The sequence below is a fragment of the Streptomyces sp. NPDC102259 genome (assembly GCF_044766465.1).
Lineage (GTDB): Bacteria > Actinomycetota > Actinomycetes > Streptomycetales > Streptomycetaceae > Streptomyces.
In genome coordinates this window covers 789,815-807,919 of the sequence record NZ_JBIWMA010000002.1, presented here as the reverse complement: position 1 = coordinate 807,919, position 18,105 = coordinate 789,815, and the positions used below count along the sequence as shown (strand labels likewise).

The window sequence follows — 18,105 nt, the reverse complement described above, 5'->3', positions numbered from 1 at the left end:
GCAAACCCGACCGGTCTCGTATCGCGGACCATTGAATTTCACGAAGGTGTGACAGGGAAACCCTTGAACGGGCGCCCGACGAGCACGCATTCTTCCGTCGTGCGTACGGAACAGCTGGAATACATCGCGGCGGTCACCCGGCTCGGTTCGCTGCGTCGCGCCGCGGAGGAACTACGGCTTTCCCAGCCCGCGTTGAGCGAGACCGTGCGGAACCTGGAGCGGGAACTCGGGGTGGATCTCCTGGAGCGCAAGCGGTCCGGCGCCACCATGAGCGCGTCGGGCCGGGAACTCCTGCCGCACATCATCGGGGTGCTGGACGCGGTGGACCGGCTGCGCTCGGCGGCGGGCGAGCAGCACCGGATCAGCCGGATGGTGCGGGTCGGCACGGTGAACGCGGCGACCGTGCCGCTGCTCATCCCGGTGGTCCGGGAGTTCCGCGCCGCGCATCCCGTCACCCAGGTGGAGGTGGTGGGCGCCCAGCAGACCGACATCCACCGGATCCTGCTGGAGGGCGGGTTCGACCTGGGTCTGGTCAACCATCTGGAGGGCGACGACGTGCCCGCCGAGTTCGAGTCGACCGAGCTGCTGCGCGGCCGGCCGGTGGTGTGCCTGCGGCCGGACAGCCCGCTGGCCTCCGCCGCGTCGGTCTCGGTCGACGACCTGCTCGACGTGCCGCTGATCGGGATGCGGTCGGGCTATGTCATGCATCGCTACGTCCATCGGCTGCTCGACGGGCGCGGCCTGTCCTTCGCGTACTCCACCGACGGGGCGGAGATGGGCAAGCTGATGGTGGCCGAGGGGCTGGGCGCGACGGTCCTGCCCGACTTCAGTGTGATCGGCGATCCGCTGGAGCGGTGCGGGGCGCTCACCCACCGGCCGATCAGCGGCGACACGACACGGGTGCTGCTGATGCTGCAGCGGCGGCGGGCGGAATCCGTGCCCCAGGCCGCGCGGGACCTGCACGAGGTCTTCGTACGGACGGCACGGACGCTGAGCGCGACGCCCGAGGCGCCGTAGCGACGGGGCCACCGGGGTGGCCGCCGCGCCGCGCCTGGGTCGCGCCTGCCCGCGGGGGGATCAGTCCTCGTCGCCGAGTGGGACCACGACGAGGAAGGCATCCGACTTCAGGTCCATGACCACGGTCGCGGGCTCCCCCTCGGCCCGCCGCCGCGCCGCGTACTCCTCCGCCGGCCACGATCCTCGCGGGGACCCTGCGGGGAATCGCTCCAACACCTTCGCGCTCATAGCGGCAGACACCTCCCGTGCGAAACGGACAACCTCTCCGGGGTTCTGTTGCCCTGGATCGGCGCGATCATGTTCAGGTCCGTGCCGACGGCCCGTCAGCCGCCTCGGCGCGGCCGTGGCCAAGCCGTCCCGGCCACCAGGCGGGGGCGCCGATGTCCCGCACCAGCGCGGGCACCAGCAGCGAGCGCACGACGAGCGTGTCGAGCAGGACGCCGAAGGCGACGATGAAGGCGATCTGGGCGAGGAAGGCCAGCGGGATCACGCCGAGCGCGGCGAACGTGGCGGCGAGCACCACGCCGGCCGAGGTGATGACGCCGCCGGTGGTGACCAGTCCCCGCAGGACGCCCTCCCGGACGCCGTGCCGCAGGGACTCCTCGCGCACCCGGGACATGAGGAAGATGTTGTAGTCGACGCCCAGCGCCACCAGGAACACGAAGCCGTACAGCGGCACGGACGGATCGGTGCCGCCGAAGCCGAACGCATGCCGGAACACGAGGCTCGAAACGCCCAGGGTGGCGAGGAAGTTCAACGCCACCGTGGCCACCAGCAGGGCGGGCATCAGCAGCGAGCGCAGCAGCGCCGCCAGGATGAGGAAGATGATGGCGAGGACGACGGGGACGATGAGGGTGCGGTCGCGTTCGGCGGTGCGCAGGGTGTCGTACCGCTGGGCCGTGTAGCCGCCGACGAGGGCCTCCGCGCCGGGCACGGCGTGCAGGGAGGTGCGCAGGCGTGACACGGTCCGCAGGGCCGCGTCGCCGTCCGCGGCGGAGGCGAGGGTGACGTCGACCCGGACCCGCCCGTCGACGACCAGGGGTTCGCCGCCGGGCCGGCCGGACGCGGTGGCGCCGGCCGCCGAGGCGACGCCCTCGGTGTCGCGGGCCGCGGCGAGGACCTCGTCCAGCCGGCCGGCGTCCGCGACGACCACGGTGGGGTTGCCGGAGCCTCCGGGGAAGTGCCGGCCGAGGGTCTCCTGCGCGGCGACGGAGGGGGCGTCGTTCACGAAGGTCTCGTCGAGGGGCACGCCCTTCGAGGCGAGCGTGGGGGCGAAGGCGGCCCCGGCCAGCAGGACGGCGAGGGTCACCGCCCACACCCTGCGCGGCGCCCGGTCGACGAGGGCGGCGACGCGCCGCCAGACGCCTTGTCCCGCGCTCGCCGCCGCCGTCGTGCGGGCGGGCCAGTAGGCCGCCTTGCCGAGGAGGACCAGGACGGCGGGCAGGAAGGTCAGCGTGCTGAGCACGGCACAGCCGATGCCGATGGCGCCGACCGGTCCGAGCGCGCGGTTGTTGGTGAGGTCGCTGAGCAGCAGGGCGAGCAGCCCCAGGGCGACGGTCGCGGCGCTGGCCACGACGGCGCCCCAGGACTTGCGCAGCGCGGCCGTGATGGCGGCGAACCGGTCGGCGCGCGCGGCGAGTTCCTCCCGGTAGCGGGCGGTGAGCAGCAGGGCGTAGTCGGTGGCGGCGCCGATCACGAGGATGGAGAGGATGCCCTGGACCTGTCCGTCGACGCGGACCACGTCGTGGTCGGCGAGCGCGTACACGACCGCGCAGGCGAGGCCGAGGGCGAAGACCGCGCCGAGGATGATGACCAGCGGGAGCAGCACGCTGCGGTACACGAGCAGCAGGATGACGAGCACGGTGGCCAGCGCGACGCCGAGCAGCAGTCCGTCGATGCCGGCGAAGGCGTCGGACAGGTCGGCCTGGGTCGCGGCCGGTCCGGCCAGCTGGACCGTCGCGCCGGGGACGCGTTCGGCGGCGGCGCGGATCCGGTCGAGGGTGGGGGCGAGGTCGTCCCCGAGGTCGGGGCGCAGGGGCACCACGCCCTCTATGGCCTCCCCGTCCTCGGAGAGCAGCGCGGGCGACACGTCACCGGACACGCTCCGGTCGTCTGCGAGGGAGGCGAGGGCCCGGCCGGCGGCGTCCAGCCGGCCCTCGATCCCGGTCCCGCCGGCTCCGGCCCGGGCCCCCTCGGTCCAGACGACGATCGCCGGGAGCGTCTCGTTCTGCCGGAAGGCGCGTTGCGCGGCGACGACCTCTGTCGACTCGGCGCTGCGCGGCAGGAAGGCGGCCTGGTCGTTGGTGGCGACCTCGCCCAGCCGTCCGGCGTACGGGCCGAGGACGCCGCCGACGCCGAGCCATACGGCGACGAGGAGGACCGGGACGAGCCAGCGGGCGCGTCGGGGGGTGGTGGGCACTTTTCTCCAGCTCCAATGGGCTCAGCGGGGGGGCTCAGCAGGGGATTCTGAAAGGGCTCGGGCAGCGGCAGGGGCAGCTCGACGACACGGGTATCTCAACAACAAACAATCTCAATGATTGAGTAAGTTGCCGCCGAGTGATCGTAGACGCTGCCTGTCCTTCCGCCCCCGGCCGGTCCCCGGATGCGGCGGACCGCGACTTTCTCAGCGCCCGGGAGCGGTGATCCCGGAGAGTTCCTCACCCATCGCCGTGAGGAAGCGCAGCACCACCGACAGCTCCTCCTCGGTGAACCGCGAGCGCGCGGCCCGGGTCGCCTCGGCCAGCGGCCGGAAGTAGGTGCGGGCCACCGACCGGGCGTCGGCCTCGTAGTAGAGGTGGACCACCCTGCGGTCGGCGCTCTCCCGGACCCGGCGGATGTGCCCCGCGCGCTCCAGCCGGTCCACGCACGCGGTGACGGCGCCGGAGGTGAGCCCGAGATGCTCGCGCAGCCGCTTCGGGGTCATCGGCTCGTCCGCGTCCAGGATCGCGGCGAGCGCCTGGACGTCCGTCGCGTGCAACCCCTGGTCGCCCGCGAACCCGTGCGTCAGCCGGTTGATCTCGCCGTTCATCCGCCGCAGCCGAACGGCGAAGGCCTGCAGGTCGGTCGGCGTCCCGGACGCCTCGGACGGCTGTCCCGGCACCCGCCCCTCACGGTCGTTCGCTGTGGCCACGGGGCCAGCGTAGTCGCCGTCCGCGATCACTCGTTCGTGCGCACAAGCCCCGGACGCATCCGTGACCCTCCCGCGCGTGGAAGCGATCTGCGAGAGGGCCACCGACGCGAAGGAACGAGGACCCATGACCTCAGACGGCCGCGGCACACTGTGCCTGGTGACCGGCGCCACGGGATACATCGGCGGCCGGCTCGTCCCGGAGCTGCTGGCGGCGGGCCACCGGGTGCGCTGTCTGGCCCGCTCCCCCGACCGGCTGCGCGACCACCCGTGGGCCGGGGACGTCGAGCGGGTGCGCGGGGACGTCACGGACGCCACGTCGGTCGCGGCCGCCCTGCGGGGCGTCGACGTCGCGTACTACCTGGTGCACGCGCTGGGCACCGGTGAGGACTTCGAGGAGACCGACCGGCGGGCGGCACGGATCTTCGGCGAACAGGCGCGGGCGGCGGGCGTGCGTCGGATCGTCTACCTCGGCGGCCTCACGCCGGCCGGGGTGCCCGAGCGGGACCTCTCGCCGCATCTGCGCTCACGCGCCGAGGTGGGGCGGATCCTGCTGGACTCGGGCGTCCCCACCACCGTGCTGCGGGCCGCGGTGGTGATCGGCTCGGGCTCGGCCTCCTTCGAGATGCTGCGCTACCTGACCGAGCGGCTCCCGGTGATGGTCACTCCGAGCTGGGTGCACACCCGGATCCAGCCCGTGGCCGTCCGCGACGTGCTGCGCGCCCTCGTCGGCTCCGCCGAAATGCCGGACGACGTCAGCCGGGCCTTCGACATCGGCGGGCCGGACGTCCTGACGTACCGCGAGATGATGATCCGCTACGCCGCCGTCGCCGAACTGCCCCGTCGGCTCATCCTGTCGGTGCCGATCCTCACCCCCGGCCTGTCCAGCCACTGGGTCGGGCTGGTGACCCCCGTGCCGGCCTCGATCGCGCGGCCGCTCACCGAGTCGCTGCGGCACGAGGTGGTCTGCCGCGAGCGCGACATCGCCCGGTACGTACCGGACCCGCCCGGCCATCCGCTCGGCTTCGACGAGGCGGTCCGGCTCGCGCTGCGCAAGGTGCGGGACGCGCGGGTCGCCACCCGGTGGTCCTCCGCGTCCGTCCCGGGCGCCCCCAGCGACCCGCTGCCCACCGACCCCGGCTGGGCCGGCGGCAGCCTCTACACCGACGTCCGCGAACTGGCCGTCGACGCCCCTCGGGAGTCCCTGTGGCGGGTGATCGAGAGCATCGGCGGCGACAACGGCTGGTACTCCTTCCCGCTCGCGTGGGCCGTCCGCGGCCGGCTCGACCGGCTGGTCGGCGGAGTGGGGCTGCGCCGCGGCCGCCGGGACGCCGCCCGGTTGCGGGTGGGCGACTCGCTGGACTTCTGGCGGGTCGAGGAGATCGAGCCCGGACACCTGCTCCGACTGCGCGCCGAGATGCGGCTGCCGGGCCTGGCCTGGCTGGAGATGCACGCGGAGACGGACGCCGGCGGACGCACCCGCTTCCGTCAGCGCGCGCTGTTCCATCCGCACGGGCTGCTCGGCCACGCCTACTGGTGGAGCGTCTCCCCCTTCCACGCCCTCGTGTTCGGCGGCATGGCCCGCAACATCGCCCAGGCGGCGGTGGCGGACGCGACGGCGCGGGCGCGGGAGCCGGTCCGCTGACCGGCCGTGCCAGGAGACCCGCCCGCCGCTCCCCCCCTGCATCCGCCGGGCGCCGCTTCCCGGAAGCAGTTGATCGTCCGAACCCCTGCCCCGGAGCCCTGCCATGAACGTCTCGGTCGTCCTGTTCACCGCGGACCTGCGTCTGCACGACCATCCGCCGCTGCGCGCGGCCCTCGACGGGGCGCGGCAGGTGGTCCCGTTGTTCGTGCGCGACCGGGCCGTGGACGCCGCCGGGTTCGCCGCGCCGAACCGGCTGGCGTTCCTCGCCGACTGTCTGCGCGATCTCGACGCGGGACTGCGCGAGCGGGGCGGCCGGCTCGTCGTGCGCTCGGGCGACCTGGTCGAGCAGGTGTGCCGGGTGGCCGCCGAGGCGGACGCGGACGAGGTCCATCTGGCCGCCGACGGGAGCGCGCACGCGCGGCGCCGCGAGGAACGGCTGCGGCGCGCCCTGGAGGCGGAGGGCGTGCGGCTGCATGTGCACGACGCGGTGACGACCGCCGTCGGTCCCGGTGCGGTGACCCCGGCCTCCTCGGACCACTTCGCCGTCTTCACCCCGTACTTCCGGCACTGGTCGCAGTGGCGGCTGCGCGAGCCGCTCGACGCGCCGCGGACCGTGCGGGTGCCGGTCGGCGTCGGCTCGGAGGAGCCGCCCACCCGGAAGGGACTGCCGGGACTGTCGCCGGGGCTGGCCGAGGGGGGCGAGGAGGCGGGACGCGAGCGGGCCGCCGCCTGGCTGCGGTCGAGCATCAACGCCTACGAGGACCGGCACGACGACCTGGCGGGCGACGCGACCTCCCGGCTCTCGCCGCATCTGCACTTCGGCACCCTGTCCCCGGTGGAGCTCGTGCACCGCGCGCGCCGCGCGGGCGGGCCGGGAGCCGAGGCGTTCGTGCGGCAGCTGGCCTGGCGCGCCTTCCACCGTCAGGTGCTGGCGGCCCGGCCCGCCGCGGCGAGCGCCGACTACCGCACCAAGCACGACCGCTGGCGTTCGGAGCGGACGGCGGGCGAGGACGTCGAGGCCTGGCGGGACGGCCGCACCGGCTATCCGGTGGTGGACGCGGCGATGCGGCAGCTGCGCCACGAGGGGTGGATGCACAACCGGGGCCGGCTGCTCACCGCGAGCTTCCTCACCAAGACGCTGTACGTCGACTGGCGCGTCGGCGCCCGGCACTTCCTGGACCTGCTGGTCGACGGGGACGTGGCCAACAACCAGCTCAACTGGCAGTGGATGGCGGGCACCGGCACCGACTCACGGCCCAACCGGGTCCTCAACCCCGTCACCCAGGCGAAGCGGTACGACCCCGACGGAGCGTACGTACGGCGCTGGCTGCCGGAGCTCGAGGGCGTGCCGGCGACCGCGGTGCACGAGCCGTGGAAGCTGCCGGGCCCGGACCGGGCGGCGCTCGACTACCCGGATCCGATCGTCGAGCTCTCCGAGGGTCTCGCCCGCTTCAGACGGGCCAGGGAACGCACCTGAGCGTCCGTCACAGTGCCTCACCAGGTGGGGTCTCACCAGGTGGGGTCTCACCAGGTGGGGTCTCACCAGGTGGGGTCTCACCAGGTGGGGGCCGCGCTCAGCAGGAGGTCGCGGACCCGGGTGACGTCCCGGTTCTCCACCGCGCCGGGGCGCTGGACGAGGAACGCCGTGTTGATCGGCGGGTCCACCGGTTCGTGCAGCGGGACGAGGGCGCCGCGGGCCAGCTCGCCGAGGCAGAGGTAGCGGGGCAGCACGGTGATCCCCGCCCCCGCGACGACCGCGGCCAGCACGCCGCGTAGGTCGGGGACGGTCACCGCGGCGGAACCCGACAGGCGCCGTCCGAAGACGTGCCGCCAGTAGCGGCGCGCGATGGGGAGGTCCTCGGCGTAGGTGACCAGCGGGACGGAGTGCAGTGCCGCCGGTCCGTCGGCGGCCAGCGGCCCGCGCAGCCGCTCGGCCCACGCCGGGGCGGCGACCAGCACGAACTCCTCGTCCGTCAGCGGGACCGCAGTCAGGGTACGGCCACGCGGCCGGGTGGTGGCGATGACCAGGTCGTGCCGTCCCGCCCGCAGCTCCTCGAGCAGCGGATCGGTCAGGCCGGTGGCGACACGCAGCCGGACTCCCCCGGCCACCAGCGGCGCCAGCGCCGGGAGCGCGCGGGTGCACAGCAGTTCGGCCGGCCCGGCGAGGTGCACCGGGCCGGCCCGCCCGGCCGCCGGCTGCGGACCGGCCACGGTGGCCAGCTCGTCGAGCGGCGCGGAGACGCGGGCCGCGAGCTCGTCGGCGACGGCGGTCGGCGAGACGCCCCGCGGGCGCCGCTCGAAGAGCTCGCGCCCGGCCTGCCGCTCCAGTGCGCGCATCTGCGTCGTCACGGTCGGCTGGGACAGCCCCAGCAACTGGGCGGCGCCGGTGAACGAACCCGAGCGGTACACGGCGAGGAACGTGCGCAGCAGGTTCAGGTCCAGATGCTCGGGGGTGCGGCCGTCGGTGTGTTCCACCGGGCCAGTATTCCTCCCCCACCCATAGGAAGCCCTATGTCGGGTATGGGAATCCTCATTGGCTCCCTATGCCTCGACCGCCTAGGTTCGACAAGGCACCCCACCCGCCGGCGGTCCGCGAAGCGAACCCCGGCACCGACACCTCCGGAGTTCACCATGGCCAAGATCCTCTTCGTGCTGACCGGCGCCGACCACTGGACGCTCGCCGACGGCACCCTGCACCCCACCGGCTTCTGGGCGGAGGAGGCCGTCGCGCCGCACGAGGCGTTCCGGGCGGCCGGCCACGAGATCGTCGTCGCCACGCCGGGCGGTGTCGTCCCCACCGTGGACCGGGGCAGCCTGGCCGCGCAGGCCAACGGCGGTCAGGAGGCCGCCGACCGGATCGCCGCCGCGCTCGAAGCGATGACGGAGCTGAGTCGGCCGGTCCGGCTGGAAGACGTGGACCTCGACGAGTACGCGGCCGTCTTCTACCCGGGCGGGCACGGCCCGATGGAGGACCTGGCGGTCGACGAGGTCTCCGGCCGGATCCTGGTCGACGCCCTCCGCTCGGGCAGGCCCCTCGGTGTCGTCTGCCACGGGCCCGCCGCGCTGCTCGCCGCGGTGACCGAGGACGGCTCCAACGCCTTCGCCGGCTACCGGGTCGCCGCGTTCACCAACGCGGAGGAGTTCCAGGCCGGTCTGGGCGACAAGGCCAGGTGGCTGCTCCAGGACCGGCTGACCGAGGCGGGCGTCGAGGTTCAGGTCGGCGAGCCGTGGGCGCCGCACGTGGTGGTGGACCGCAACCTGGTCACCGGCCAGAACCCCGCCTCCTCGGCCCCGCTCGCCGCCGAGCTGCTGAAGCACCTGGGCTGACTCGCTCGCCACGGGGGGGGACATGGCTCGTCAGCCGGCGTAGGCCCCGGCCAGGATCGTCAGGGCGTCGCTCAGGCCGGTCGGGCGGGGCAGGCCCGGGGTGGGTCGGCCGGCCCAGCCGGGACCCGCGAGCATCACGGTCGGGGCCCGCCGGGCGCCGGTGACGCCCCAGCGGGTCTCGGCGACGTGCCGGGCGAGGGGCAGGCTCGCGGTGGAGCGGGCCTGGGCCCACAGGACCACGGCGACCGGGCCCAGCCGCCGCACGGCCGCGGTCAGCGCCTCGACGGGCACGGCCGCTCCGAACATCCGGGTGGGGACGTCGAGTCGACCGAGCCCCGCGTTCAGCGCCTCCAGCGGCAGGCTGTGCTGCTCGCCCGGCACGCAGGCCAGCACCACCGGCCCCGGGCCGCCCGCCGCGTCCCCCGACACGACGGCGCGGGTGGCGTGGCGCAGGGCGGTGGAGACGTGCCAGGACAGCAGGTGCTCCACCTCGACGTACCGGTCGCCGGACGAGGCCCACTTGCGTCCCACCGCGTGCAGCGTCGGGACCATCACCTCCTGCCAGGCGACGGCGAGTCCATGCCGTTCGACGGCCGTGGTGAGCTGCTCCGCGACGGCCGGCGCGTCCAGCCGCACGGCGGCGCGGGCCAGCCCCCGGCACTCCTGGCGGACGTCGCCGCCGAACGGGAGGGCGCCGGCCGCGGCCCGTCGTCCGCCGACCGCGGCCACCGCCTCGGCGGACGGCGGGAGCACGCCGTCCTTCGCCGCCCGGGCCGCGTCCGCGGGCGGCACACCGGACGAGGTGAGCCGGCACATCGTCTCCAGTACGGCCACGTCGCCCGGCCGCCAGCGCCGGTGCCGCCCGTCGGCGCGGACGGCGGGCCCGATGCCGTACCTGCGGTCCCAGGAACGCAGGGTGGTGGGCGCCACGCCCAGTCGGCGGGCCAGCGCCCCGGTCGTCAGGCCGGCGTCCTCGGGGCTCGGGAATGTGCTCATAGGGCGACGATACGACGCAGAATCGACGCATGTTGAGGCGCCTGGTGCGCGGCTCGCAGGATGAGGTCACCGGGGCACGCCCCGGAGGACGTACCGGAACGGCCTGAGCGCAGGCCGCCCGACGCGAGGAGCCGTCGTCATGAGCCCGCAGCCGACCGCCGTACCCTGTCCCGTCCCCACGCAGGAGTCGCTCGCCGAGGAGGAACTCGCCCGGGGCCTGGCGTCGGGGGACGAGGAGTCCCTGGCCGCCGTGTACCACCGCTGGCGCACCCTGGTGCACTCGCTCGCCCGGCGTTCCCTGGGCGACGCCAGGGAGGCCGAGGACGTCACGCAGCAGGTGTTCCTCGGGGTGTGGAGCGGTCGCGCCGGCTACCGGCCCGAGCGGGGCGCGCTCGGCGGCTGGATCGTGGGCATCACCCGTCGCAAGATCGCCGACGCGCTGGCCGCCCGGACCCGCCGCCAGGAACTCGTCGCCTCGGCCGGCTCCTGGCTGACCCTGCGCGACCCCGGCCGCGGTCGCCCCGAGGAGGCCCTCGACCGCGTCCTGGTGCGCGGCGAGCTCGCCCGGCTCCCGGCGCCCCAGCGGCAGGTGCTGCGGCTGACCTTCTACGAGGACCTGACGCAGACGCAGATCGCCGAGCGTACGGGCTGGCCGCTGGGCACGGTCAAGAGCCACGCCCGGCGCGGTCTGCTGCGGTTGCGCGGCCGCCTGGAGCCGGGTCCGCACGGCTGAGACACCCCTCCGCACGCGCGTTCCCCGGGCGAACCGGATTTCGACGCACAAACGCTGCGTTCGAGTCGGCCGAGAAAACGCGGGCGCGGACCAATCCCCCGCCCCTCGTGCGCCGGATTACGCCCGGACATGTCGCACTCCCGAAGGATCCCCCGTGAAAGAAGCCGTCCACACCGGCCGGAACCCGGCCTCCCAGCCGGATCCCCAGGAACTGCTGGGCGCGGTGGCCCTGGGTGACCAGGAGGCCTTCGCCGGTCTCTACGACATCGTCGCGGGGCCGGTGCTGGGGGTGGTGCGCGCGGTGCTGCGCGACCGGGCGCAGTCGGAGGAGGTGGCCCAGGAGGTGCTGGTGGAGGTGTGGCGCTCGGCTCCCCGGTACCGGCCCGAGCGCGGCTCGGCCGTCAACTGGGTGCTGACCATGGCGCACCAGCGGGCCGTCGACCGGGTCCGTTCGGTGCAGGCCGCGGCGGCGCGCGAGCACCGGGCCGCCCTGCTCGACCACGCGCCCGAGTACGACGAGGTCATCGAACAGGTGGAGGCCCGGCTCGAACGGGAGCAGGTACGGCGCTGCCTGCGCACGCTGACCGAGCTCCAGCGGCAGGCGGTGGAGCTCGCCTACTACCGGGGGCTGACCTACCGCCAGGTCGCCGAAGCGCTGACGGTGCCCCTCGGCACGGTCAAGACCCGGCTCCGCGACGGGCTGATCCGGTTGCGCGACTGCCTGGGGGTGAGCGCGTGATCACGTCGGATCTGCACACGCTGTCGGGCGCGTACGCCCTGCACGCCCTGGAGGACGACGAACGCGCCGCCTTCGAACGCCATCTCGCGGACTGCGAGGCCTGCGCCCGTGAGGTCGGGGAGTTCACCGCGACGGCCGCCCGGCTGGGGCTGGCGGTGTCGCTGCGCCCCACGCCCGGCGGCCGGGACCAGGTGCTGCGGCGGATCGCCGAGGTGCGGCAGGCCACCCCGGCCCGGGCGCCCTGGGACCGCTCGGAACGCAGGTCACGAAGGGCATGGTGGGCGTCCCGCTGGGTGCTGGCCGCCTGTCTGGCGGCGACGGCGGCGCTGGGCGGCACGACGGTGTGGCAGTACCAGCGCGCCGAGGACGCCCGGGCCGAGGCCGGCCGCTCCGAGCGCGCGTCCGCGGAGCTGTCCGCGGTGCTCGCGGCGCCCGACGCCCGCTCGCGCACGATCCGGCTGGCGGACGGGGCCGAGGGCACGGTGGTGGTGTCCGCGAGCCGCGACCGCGCCGTGTTCCTCGCCGCCGGGATGGCGGAGCCGCCCGGCGGCAAGGTCTACCAGCTGTGGTTCGACGAGCACGGCGTCATGCGCGACGCGGGGCTGATGGACCCGCGGCGCACGAGTCAGGCGGTGGTCCTGCGGGGGGCGGTGGACGACGCGTCCGCGATGGGCATCACGGTCGAGCCGGCGGGCGGCTCGGCGCAGCCCACCTCGCCGCCCGTCGCACTGCTGCCGTTCCCCACCTGATCCGGACGGCCGCCCGGGCCGGGTCAGCGCCCGGGCGGCCACGGGAAGAAGCCGCTCGTCCGCGAGACGTACTCGGCGTAGCCGGGCCGATCGGCCATGTGCCGTTCCAGGAGCGGCTTTCCGCTGCCCCTGATCAGCAGGAAGCTCATCACGACCGGGGAGACGAAGCCGACCAGGGCCGAGGCGGCACCGTCGCACGCGACGAGGAAGAGACCCCACCAGACGCAGAAGTCACCGAAGTAGTTCGGGTGCCGGGTGAAGCGCCACAGGCCGCGGTCCATGACCCGGCCCCGGTTGGCCGGATCCGCCTTGAAGCGGGCCAGCTGGGCGTCGCCCACCGCCTCGAAGAACATCCCCACCGCCCACAGCGCGGCACCGGCCCAGGCGAACGCGGTCATCGGCGCCGACACGTACTGCGCGGACTGGACCGGCAGCGACACCAGCCACACCAGGGCGCCCTGAAGCAGGTACACCATGCGCAGCGCGTACAGGTTCCGGCTGCCGGGAGCCTTCGCCAGCATCGCCTCGTAGCGGGGGTCCTCTCCATGGCCGCGGCCCCTGCGCGCGATGTGCGCGGCCAGCCGCAGTCCCCACGCGGCCGTCAGGACGGTCACCAGGACACGACGCCCGGTGTCGCCGTGCCCGGCGGAGAGCACGCAGGTCACGAGGGCGACGGCGGTGAAGGCGACTCCCCAGGCGACGTCCACGAGACGGTGTACGCCCTTGCGTGCGGCCAGGGCGAAGGTGGCGAGCAGCACGGCGAGGACGGCCGCGGCGGCCCACGCGAGGTTGAGCGCGAACGCGCCCCAGGGATACCCGCTCATGACTGCTCCAGCCCTCGGTACCAGCGCGCCGGGCTGCCGGGCATCCCGCTGTCCCCCAGCGAGGTCGGCCGCACGCAGAGGATCTGGTCGACGCCCATGCGCCCCTCCTCGAAGGCGAGCGCCCCGCCGACCAGATAGAGCCGCCACACCCGGGCCGTCTCCTCGCCGACGAGCCGCACCACGTCGGCCCAGCGGTCCTCCAGCGTGCGGTGCCAGGCGGCGACGGTGCGCACGTAGTGCTCGCGCAGCGACTCGGCGGACCGCACCTCGAGACCGGCGCCCTCCAGGAGCGTGACGGTCTCGCCGAGCGGCCGCATGTGCATGTCGGGAGCGATGTACGCCTCGATGAACGGACCGCCGCCGGGCGCGTTCCGCCCCCGTGACATCTGCTGGACGAGCACCCGGCCGCGCGGGCGGACCAGCCGGCGCAGCGCGGCGGCGAAGGCGGGGTACTCGGCGTCCCCGACGTGTTCGCCCATCTCGATGGTGGCGACGGCGTCGTAGGCCCCGCCGTCGATGTCCCGGTAGTCCTGGCACACCACCTCGACCCGGTGCTCCAGGCCCCGTTCGCGCACCTCGCGCCGTACGTACGCGGCCTGTTCGTGCGCCAGGGTGACGGCGGTGACCTGGGCCTTGTGCTGCTCGGCGGCGTACAGGGTGAGCGAGCCCCAGCCGCACCCGATGTCGAGCAGCCGCGCGCCGGGGACGACGGCGAGCTTGCGGCAGACCAGCTCCAGCTTGGCGTACTGGGCCTCGGCGGGGGTGCGGTCGGGCTCCTCGTCCGCCCAGTAGCCGCAGGAGTAGGCCATCGGCTCGCCGAGGAGGAGGCGGTAGAAGTCGTTGGACAGGTCGTAGTGGTGGCTGATCGCGGCCCGGTCGCGGGCCCGGCTGTGCAGACCGCCGCGCAGCCGGGCCTGGGCGGCGGGCGGGGCCGGACGCGGTCCGACGGCGCCGAGCCGCAGCGCCTCGGCCGCGGCGCGGGTGCGGTCGGCGAGGGCGGCCCGCGGGGCGTGCGGGCCCCGTTCCCGGGCGGCCGCCCAGAGGGTGCGCAGCGCGTGCGCGAGATCGCCCTCGATGTCGAGTTCACCGGTCACGTAGGCCTGGGCGAGGCCGAGTTCGCCGGGTTCCCAGAGCAGACGGCGCAGGGCGCGGCGGGAGCGTACGACCACGACGGGGCCGTCGGCCGGGCCCGCCTCGCTGCCGTCCCAGGCACGCAGCCGGACGGGCAGGGCAGCGCCGAGCGCGTCCTCGACGAGAGCGCTGAGCCGTTGGGCGGCGCCGGGCCGCGCGGTGCGGGTGGTGCGCACGTCGGTCATCGGGTCGGGTCCTCCTTGGCGAACAGGTACTGCTGGACGTCGAGGTAGCCGGAGCGGAAGCCGGCCTCGGAGTAGGCGAGGTAGAGGGTCCACATCCGGCGGAAGGTGGCGTCGAAGCCGAGGGCGGCGACCTCGTCGGCGCGCTCGGTGAACCGCTCGCGCCACAGCCGCAGCGTCTCGGCGTAGTGCGCGCCGAAGCCGTCGCGGCGGGCGACGGTCAGCCGGGTGTGGTCGCGGACCGTGCGCTCGACGGCCTCGACGGAGGGCAGCAGGCCGCCGGGGAAGATGTACTTCTGGATCCAGGTGTGGGTGTCCCGGCTGGCCAGCATCCGCTCGTGCGGCATCGTGATGGCCTGGAGGGCGGCCCGGCCGCCGGGGGCGAGGCGGTCGTCGAGGGTGCGGAAGTAGACCGGCCAGAACTCCTCGCCGACGGCTTCGATCATCTCGACGCTCACGACGGCGTCGTAGCTGCCGCGTGCCTCGCGGTAGTCGCACAGCTCGACCGCGACCCCGTCGGCGAGACCGGCGTCCCGGACCCGGGCGAGGGCGAGGTCGCGCTGTTCGCCGGAGAGGGTGAGCGAGGTGACGTGGGCGCCGCGCGCCGCGGCCCGGAGCGCCAGTTCGCCCCAGCCGGTGCCGATCTCCAGCAGCCGCGTGCCGCGCCGGACGCGGGCGAGGTCGAGCAGCCGGTCGATCTTGCGGTGCTGGGCGGCGGCGAGCAGGTCCCAGTGGGCGGGGAAGCCGCGGAAGAGCGCCGAGGAGTAGGTGAGTGTCTCGTCCAGGAACAGGGTGAAGAGGTCGTTGGACAGGTCGTAGTGGCGGCTGATGTTGGCGCGGGCGTTGTCCGGGGTGTTGCGCCGGTGGTGCGGCTGCCGCTGCGCCCACCGGCCGCGCAGGCGCTGGAGCGGGGCCGGGATCAGGTCGGCGGCGTGGGCGGCGAGGACGGTGAGCGGGGCGACCAGGTCGGGCGCGTCCCACTCGCCGGCCATGTAGGACTCGCCGAAGCCGATCAGGCCCTGGGCGCCGATCCGGGCGTGGAAGGCGCGCGGGTCCCGGATCTCCAACAGCGGCCCGCCCCGGCCCACGAGGGTGCCGTCCGCGTAGCGTGCCCGCAGCGGCAGCCGGTCCAGCGCCCGGCGGACGACGGCGCCGGTCACGGCGGTCCGGACGGGGGCGGCGGCCGGCGGCACGGCCACGCCGGGCCAGTGTGCGGCGTCCGCGTGCGGGACGGCGTGGCAGTCACCCCGCCGCACGGTGGCGGGGCGGGGCTCTACGTACGTCATGGGTTGTTCTCTCCGGTGCGGTGGTCGGGACGGGGTCGGACGGGCAGGCCGCGCAGATAGAGGCGGATGCCGTGCAGTCGGATGGCGGCGGAGACGGCGACGGTGGACCAGGGGCGGCGCAGCGCCAGGCGCAGCAGCCGCCCGTTCGTCGCTTCCCGTCGCGTGCCCCGCACGGTTGCGGTGAAGGGGCGGCCGCCCGCGCGGTCGAGGTGCACGGTGAGGTCGAGCCGCTCTTCCGGCCTGGGCAGCCGCATGCGGTAGTGGCCGTCGACGGGGAAGAACGGCGAGACGTAGAACTCCTTGTCGGTGTGTGCCCTGCCGTCGGCGTCCGTGTCGAGCAGGTAGCAGTGGCGTTCGCCGTAGGTGTTGTGCACCTCGGCGACCACGCAGCGCGGCTCGCCGCCGGGGCCGTGGCACCAGTAGAGGGTGAGCGGGTTGAAGACGTGTCCGAACATGCGGGCCTGGGTGAGCATGAGCACCGGGCCGCCCGCCAGGTCGACGCCGCGCGTCGCCAGGAAGGCGTCCAGGCCGGCCCGGATGCCGGGCTCGTCGCCGGTGAAGTGGTCGCGCGCGTCGAAGCGCGCCAACGCCCGCAGTGGACGCGGGAGTTCGGGCGGACGGTCGACGTCGATCAGCCACAGGTGGGTGCGGTGGCGCAGCACGTACCGCATGGGTGCGGTGCGCACGTGGGTGATCGTGCAGGGGTACAGGGCGGGCGCCACGCCGACCCGCTCCGTCCCCTCGGTCCGCTCGGCCCCCTCGGTCCGCTCCGTCCGCGCGGTCCTGGGCGTCACCACCGCACCCCCAGCGCGGCGGCCGCCGCCACGCCGGAGCGGCAGCCGTCCTCGTGGAACCCCCAGCCGTGGTAGGCGCCCGCGAACGCGGTGACGGTGGTGTTCAGACCGGAGAGTTCCCGCTGGGCGGCGACCGATTCCGGGGTGTAGACGGGGTGTTCGTAGGCCATGCGGGCGAGGATCCGGCCGGGATCGACGCGGTCCTCGCCGCCGAGGGTGACCACGTACGGCTCGGCCGCGTCGAGCCGCTGGAGCCGGTTCATGTCGTAGCTGACCCGGACGTGGTCGGCGCCGGCGTCGCAGGACGGCATCAGGTAGTTCCAGGAGGCCCGGGCCCGACGGGCGCGTGGGAGGACCGCGGTGTCGGTGTGCAGGAGGGTGACGTTGCGCGCGTAACGGAACGCGCCGAGCACCTCCTTCTCCCGCGGGGTGGCGTCGGCGAGCATCCGCAGGCCCTGGTCGGGGTGGACCGCGATCACCACCGCGTCGTAGGCCTCGGTCGCCCCGTCCTCGGTGGTGATCACGGCGCCGTCCGGGGTGCGCCGCACGGCCCGTACGGGGGTGCCGGCGCGGACGGCGTCCAGCTGCTCGGCGACCCGATCGACGTACGCGCGCGAGCCTCCGGTCACCGTGCGCCACAGCGGGGAGCCGCCGATCCCGAGCATCCCGTGGTGCTCCAGGAACCGGAACAGGTAGGCGGCCGGGTAGCGCTGGGCGGTGACGGCGTCGCAGGACCAGACCGCCGCGACGACCGGCGTCATGAAATGCGCGCGGAAATAGGCGGAGAAACCCTCGCGGTCGAGGAACTCCCCCAGGGTGAAGGTGTCCTCGGCTCCGTGGGCGAGCAGTCGGCGGGCCGCGCGGTGGAAGGCGGGGACCTCGGCGAGCATGCGCAGATAGGGGAGGCGCACGGCGTTGCGGGGCCGGGCCAGGAGGCCGGCGGGGCCGCGGGCTCCGGCGTACTCGAGTCCGCAGCCGTCGCACCGTACGGACATGCTCATCTCCGACTCCTGGGTGGAGACGCCGAGATCGTCGAAGAGCCGCAGCAGGTGGGGGTAGGTCCGGCGGTTGTGCACGATGAACCCGGAGTCGACGCGGTGGGTCCGGCCGTCGGGTGCGGTGAGGTCGTGGGTGTGGGCGTGTCCGCCGAGCCGGTCGTCGGCCTCGTAGAGGGTGACCCGGCGGTTTCCGCGACGCAGCACGTGCGCGGCGGTCAGCCCGGCCACCCCGCTGCCCACGACCGCCGTCCGCCGTCGCCCGTCGGACCCGGCTCCGGGTCCCCCGCGCGGCTCGCCGCCGTCCGCCGCTGTCGTCCGCACCATCGTCCGCTCCTCCCGCCAGGCCCCGGTCCGGGCCCGTCGCGGGTAATCCGAGACCGCGGCGGACGCGGATTGGCGGAAGGACGGGATTGTTTACCGCGAGGGACGAATGATCAGATATGCGAACAGTACGTTCGACCTCTACACATAAAGACCGAATAAGCGCAGAATGAAGAGGCGCGGCACTTACCGCACACCGCTCGAAGCGGTCGGGCCTGCAAGTCGAAGGAGACGAA

Annotated in this window: 17 protein-coding genes; 7 read left to right on the top strand and 10 right to left on the bottom strand. The window is 74.5% G+C overall.

All coding sequences use genetic code 11. From position 1 onward, the window contains the following. Positions 1-99 precede the first annotated feature (99 nt). Complete coding sequence (locus ACIRPU_RS08145; protein WP_403863218.1) at positions 100-1,017, top strand: LysR family transcriptional regulator; 918 nt, start codon at positions 100-102, stop codon at positions 1,015-1,017. Positions 1,018-1,077: 60 nt separating this feature from the next. Here ACIRPU_RS08145 and ACIRPU_RS08140 read toward each other — a convergent pair whose 3' ends face one another. From ACIRPU_RS08140 to ACIRPU_RS08130, 3 genes are all read right to left on the bottom strand, one after another. Then, complete coding sequence (locus ACIRPU_RS08140) at positions 1,078-1,245, bottom strand: hypothetical protein (protein ID WP_176741484.1); 168 nt, start codon at positions 1,243-1,245, stop codon at positions 1,078-1,080. Between the two features lie 73 nt (positions 1,246-1,318). Then, a complete protein-coding gene (locus tag ACIRPU_RS08135) occupies positions 1,319-3,436 on the bottom strand; it encodes an MMPL family transporter (RefSeq protein WP_403863215.1) in 2,118 nt (705 codons plus the stop codon). A 204-nt stretch (positions 3,437-3,640) separates the two neighbouring features. After that, positions 3,641-4,147, bottom strand: a complete 507-nt coding sequence (locus ACIRPU_RS08130; protein ID WP_384120422.1) for a MarR family winged helix-turn-helix transcriptional regulator — start codon at positions 4,145-4,147, stop codon at positions 3,641-3,643. A 124-nt stretch (positions 4,148-4,271) separates the two neighbouring features. Between ACIRPU_RS08130 and ACIRPU_RS08125 the strand changes: the two genes are divergently transcribed. Then, positions 4,272-5,789, top strand: a complete 1,518-nt coding sequence (locus ACIRPU_RS08125; RefSeq protein ID WP_403863211.1) for an SDR family oxidoreductase — start codon at positions 4,272-4,274, stop codon at positions 5,787-5,789. Positions 5,790-5,892: 103 nt separating this feature from the next. Further along, entirely contained in the window at positions 5,893-7,266 is a 1,374-nt protein-coding gene (locus tag ACIRPU_RS08120; protein ID WP_403863208.1) for a cryptochrome/photolyase family protein, read from the top strand. Positions 7,267-7,343: 77 nt separating this feature from the next. On the opposite strand, the gene ACIRPU_RS08115 is transcribed toward ACIRPU_RS08120, so the two are convergent. After that, on the bottom strand, positions 7,344-8,264 hold the full coding sequence (locus ACIRPU_RS08115; RefSeq protein ID WP_403863205.1) for a LysR family transcriptional regulator: 921 nt from the start codon (positions 8,262-8,264) through the stop codon (positions 7,344-7,346). Positions 8,265-8,420: 156 nt separating this feature from the next. On the opposite strand from ACIRPU_RS08115, the gene ACIRPU_RS08110 reads away from it, so the two are divergent. After that, a complete protein-coding gene (locus ACIRPU_RS08110) occupies positions 8,421-9,116 on the top strand; it encodes a type 1 glutamine amidotransferase domain-containing protein (RefSeq protein ID WP_355708232.1) in 696 nt (231 codons plus the stop codon). A gap of 30 nt (positions 9,117-9,146) precedes the next feature. Here ACIRPU_RS08110 and ACIRPU_RS08105 read toward each other — a convergent pair whose 3' ends face one another. Beyond that, complete coding sequence (locus tag ACIRPU_RS08105; RefSeq protein ID WP_403863201.1) at positions 9,147-10,112, bottom strand: MerR family transcriptional regulator; 966 nt, start codon at positions 10,110-10,112, stop codon at positions 9,147-9,149. Positions 10,113-10,251: 139 nt separating this feature from the next. Between ACIRPU_RS08105 and ACIRPU_RS08100 the strand changes: the two genes are divergently transcribed. From ACIRPU_RS08100 to ACIRPU_RS08090, 3 genes are all read left to right on the top strand, one after another. Next, the gene (locus ACIRPU_RS08100; protein WP_403863198.1) at positions 10,252-10,845 is read left to right on the top strand and encodes an RNA polymerase sigma factor; all 594 of its coding nucleotides are present in this window, start codon (positions 10,252-10,254) and stop codon (positions 10,843-10,845) included. Between the two features lie 154 nt (positions 10,846-10,999). Continuing rightward, positions 11,000-11,584 carry a sigma-70 family RNA polymerase sigma factor gene (locus ACIRPU_RS08095; protein WP_403863195.1) on the top strand — a complete coding sequence of 195 codons (585 nt, stop codon included), beginning with the start codon at positions 11,000-11,002 and terminating at the stop codon, positions 11,582-11,584. Beyond that, on the top strand, positions 11,581-12,333 hold the full coding sequence (locus tag ACIRPU_RS08090; protein WP_403863192.1) for an anti-sigma factor domain-containing protein: 753 nt from the start codon (positions 11,581-11,583) through the stop codon (positions 12,331-12,333). The genes ACIRPU_RS08095 and ACIRPU_RS08090 overlap by 4 nt, the downstream gene beginning before the upstream one ends. A gap of 23 nt (positions 12,334-12,356) precedes the next feature. Here the strand turns inward: ACIRPU_RS08090 and ACIRPU_RS08085 are convergent, their stop codons facing one another. From ACIRPU_RS08085 to ACIRPU_RS08065, 5 genes are all read right to left on the bottom strand, one after another. Then, positions 12,357-13,157, bottom strand: coding sequence for a DUF1295 domain-containing protein (locus ACIRPU_RS08085; protein WP_403863189.1), 801 nt, complete (start codon positions 13,155-13,157; stop codon positions 12,357-12,359). Beyond that, entirely contained in the window at positions 13,154-14,473 is a 1,320-nt protein-coding gene (locus ACIRPU_RS08080; RefSeq protein WP_403863186.1) for a class I SAM-dependent methyltransferase, read from the bottom strand. The genes ACIRPU_RS08085 and ACIRPU_RS08080 overlap by 4 nt, the downstream gene beginning before the upstream one ends. Further along, positions 14,470-15,756: a class I SAM-dependent methyltransferase gene (locus ACIRPU_RS08075; RefSeq protein WP_403863183.1), complete on the bottom strand. Its 1,287-nt coding sequence runs from the start codon at positions 15,754-15,756 to the stop codon at positions 14,470-14,472. Before ACIRPU_RS08075 ends, ACIRPU_RS08080 begins: the two co-directional genes overlap by 4 nt. Beyond that, on the bottom strand, positions 15,753-16,427 hold the full coding sequence (locus ACIRPU_RS08070) for a DUF1365 domain-containing protein (RefSeq protein WP_403863609.1): 675 nt from the start codon (positions 16,425-16,427) through the stop codon (positions 15,753-15,755). Before ACIRPU_RS08070 ends, ACIRPU_RS08075 begins: the two co-directional genes overlap by 4 nt. Positions 16,428-16,546: 119 nt before the next feature. Beyond that, complete coding sequence (locus tag ACIRPU_RS08065) at positions 16,547-17,872, bottom strand: NAD(P)/FAD-dependent oxidoreductase (protein ID WP_403863180.1); 1,326 nt, start codon at positions 17,870-17,872, stop codon at positions 16,547-16,549. Positions 17,873-18,105: the final 233 nt, after the last annotated feature.